Raw genomic sequence first — 3,072 nt, forward strand, 5'->3', positions numbered from 1 at the left:
GCACTTAGTCGTGAGAACACCACCGAATGTCAGCGTGTCGGAATTGATGGGAGTCCTCAAAGGAAGAACGGCAATCAGGCTGTTTAATAAATTTCCGTATCTTCGTAAGAAAAAGCTGTGGGGAAATCACTTTTGGCAGCGTGGCTACTTCGTAGACTCAGTTGGTGCGAATGAAGAAATTATCCGGCGCTATGTCAGGCATCAGGATAAAGTGGGCAGAGAAGACGAAGAACGTCAACTCAAGCTGGATGTCGGAAATAATTAAGCCCCCTTATAGGGGGCCAACGCAAAGCCACCTCCTATGGAGGTGGATTTTTACTTACTGACTATAACCCGGCAAAAACTGCGCGAGTTTGCCAATAGCTGCGGCTAGCTGCTCTTTATGTGGCAGGAATACAACACGGAAATGATCCGGCTCAGGCCAGTTAAAGGCGCGGCCATGCACTAACAGCACTTTATGCTGGCGCAGAAAGTCCAGCACGAATAATTCATCATCTTTTATGCGGAATTTCTTCCGATCTATTTTCGGAAATAAATACATAGCGCCTTTAGGCCGCATACAACTGATGCCATCAATGTCTGTTACCAGTTTATGCGCCAGATCCATCTGGTCGTATAATCTGCCGCCCGGCACAATCAGTTCATTAATACTTTGATAGCCACCCAGAGCAGTTTGCACAGCATGCTGACAGGGCACATTGGCACACAGACGCATAGACGCCAGGATATTCAAACCTTCGATATAGTTTTTTGCCAGGTGCTTGGCGCCGGAAATAAATAGCCAGCCAACACGGAAACCGGCAATCCGGTAGTTTTTCGATAAACCACCAAACGTCAGCATAATAAGGTCGTCGGCTAAAGACGCGGTACTGACATGCTCGGTGCCGTCATACAACACTTTGTCATAGATCTCATCACTCAATACCACCAGCCGGTGCTCACGGGCAATCTTCAGCAGCTCTTGTAAAAAGGCTTTGTTGTACACAGCACCTGTAGGGTTATTGGGGTTAATCAGTACTATCGCTTTGGTTTTTTTACTGATTTTTTCTTTAATATCATTAAGGTCGGGGTACCAATCCTGTTGCTCGTCGCAGCGATAGTGTACGGGTTTTCCGCCAGCGAGGTTGACTGCAGCTGTCCATAACGGGTAATCCGGTGAGGGGACAAGCACCTCATCGCTGTTATTCAGCAGCGCCTGCAAAGACATAAGGATCAGTTCTGATACACCGTTACCAATATAAACATCATCAGCATCTGCGCCCAGAATGCCGCGCTGCTGGTAGTATTGCGCAACAGCTACCCTGGCGCTGTATATGCCCTGAGAATCTGAATACCCCTGCGCAGTTGGCAGGTTATGAATAACATGTTTCAGAATTTCATCCGGTGCTTCAAAACCAAAAGGCGCGGGATTGCCAATATTCAGTTTCAGGATCCGATGGCCTTCCTCTTCCATTCTTTTTGCTTCCCTCGCAACAGGGCCACGAATGTCGTAACAGACTCCGTCTAATTTTGTCGAGCGCTCAATGGGTTTCATAACAACGACCTTATTATCTCCGTCTTATCCTTCCAGACAGCTATATAGCTGTGAACGAACAGTTTTCACATAACTGATGCTGCTTTGCAATGGGCGGCACGGGGTTTTCAGGAAAAAAACAAGCCAAAACACATTTTCATCGTATAAATTTGCCGGGGCAGGTAAAATAGCCGCGTTTTGTTGTAGCGAACTGGTTATCAACATAGCAAAGGTGCTATGCAGGCAGGGTAACCCACAGGTGGCAGATGTTATTAAAGCGAATAAGTATTTTGGTGTTCTGGCTGGCGGTTATGGCGGCGGCGTTAAGTCCGTTTTCAGAGCTGGAGCCGGTTAAGCAGGTAGATTCACTGGAAGACTGGCAAAAGCCCAGCCGGCTTACTGCACTGAACGAGGCCGACAAAAAGAAAGTCCTGCAGCGCCTTGCTTATACACAGCCGATGCCGGTGTTTACTTCGTTGCCTGATTTTGACAGCATCACCGATATCACAGAAAAGAAACGGACGTTTTTTAACTATCTGCGGCCTTATGTTAAACGTGAAAATGCCCGGCTGCGCTCGTTACGTCAGCAGCTACTGGATATTCACGACAAGAAGCAAAAGCGGCTGCGTATTTCATTAGAAGAATATGCGTTTTTGTACAGCCTGTACGATGAGTTTCGTATGGATGTGGCGGAAAGCGACATTACCATGCTTGATGAGCTATTAAAGCGGGTTGACGTGATCCCGGATACGCTGGTGCTGATGCAGGCCGCCAATGAATCGGCCTGGGGAACCAGCCGTTTTGCCATTGAAGGCTATAACTTTTTTGGGCAGTGGTGCTTTCGTGAAGGTTGTGGCTTGGTACCACAATCCCGTGTCGAAGGTAGCTACCATGAAGTGGCAAAGTTCAACAGCCCGGCAGCCAGTATTAAAAGTTATTTCTACAATCTGAATACTTTCCACACCTATGAACATTTGCGTAATATTCGCGCCAGGCTGCGTGAAGAGGGTAAACCCGTGCGGGGTGAGGCTCTTGCTGCTGGCTTAGGGGCGTATTCCGAGCGTGGCGAAGAATATATCGCTGAAATCAGTGGCATGATCCGGTTCAACCGCAAGTTACTGGAAGAATAATATGCGTAATTTGTCTCTACTGGCGGCGTTGTTGCTGACGATGCCAGCCGTAGCTGATTTACAGCTGAACTACAACGGTTTTTACGGCAGGATGAAAAAGCTGCAACAGCCGCAGTACAGCGACATTACCCTGGCTTTTGCGCTGACCGGAGTAAACAGCGGTAAAGCATGCCGGTTTTATAGTTTAAAGCTGCTAAGCGATCAGCACGATATTGCCGTTGATATCGCAGGCAATGGAGAACTCAGTCTGCCGTATGATGAGGCATTAAAAGACAGTAATGCCGTTCTACTGCTACGTCAGGCTGACAATGCCGAGGCTTGTCAGGTAGAAATGCGGCTGCGTTCGCGCATGCGCCTGCCATCATCGCTGGATATTGCGACTTTACAACATTATCAACAGCAGTTTGAGCTGTTGCTGGATGATATGGC

4 protein-coding genes are annotated in these 3,072 nt (G+C 48.0%); 3 read left to right on the forward strand and 1 reads right to left on the reverse strand.

Going from position 1 to position 3,072, the window contains the following annotated elements:
- Nucleotides 1-265 (forward strand): IS200/IS605 family transposase (gene tnpA / locus VIN66_RS04780; RefSeq protein ID WP_331922929.1); only part of this gene is annotated, 265 nt, incomplete at its 5' end.
- A gap of 54 nt (nt 266-319) precedes the next feature.
- Here the strand turns inward: tnpA and VIN66_RS04785 are convergent.
- Entirely contained in the window at nt 320-1,534 is a 1,215-nt protein-coding gene (locus VIN66_RS04785) for a pyridoxal phosphate-dependent aminotransferase (protein WP_331922930.1), read from the reverse strand.
- A gap of 245 nt (nt 1,535-1,779) precedes the next feature.
- On the opposite strand from VIN66_RS04785, the gene VIN66_RS04790 reads away from it, so the two are divergent.
- The gene (locus VIN66_RS04790; protein ID WP_331922931.1) at nt 1,780-2,643 is read left to right on the forward strand and encodes a glucosaminidase domain-containing protein; all 864 of its coding nucleotides are present in this window, start codon (nt 1,780-1,782) and stop codon (nt 2,641-2,643) included.
- A gap of 1 nt (nt 2,644) precedes the next feature.
- Nucleotides 2,645-3,072 (forward strand): DUF2987 domain-containing protein (locus VIN66_RS04795; RefSeq protein ID WP_331922932.1); only part of this gene is annotated, 428 nt, incomplete at its 3' end.

Source organism: Rheinheimera sp. (assembly GCF_036568245.1).
GTDB lineage: Bacteria > Pseudomonadota > Gammaproteobacteria > Enterobacterales > Alteromonadaceae > Alishewanella.

Bases quoted from the DNA above. Each gene is read 5' to 3' on its own strand.
- VIN66_RS04785 (WP_331922930.1), bottom strand. From the start codon at position 1,534: ATGAAACCCATTGAGCGCTCGACAAAATTAGACGGAGTCTGTTACGAC.
- VIN66_RS04790 (WP_331922931.1), top strand. From the start codon at position 1,780: ATGTTATTAAAGCGAATAAGTATTTTGGTGTTCTGGCTGGCGGTTATG.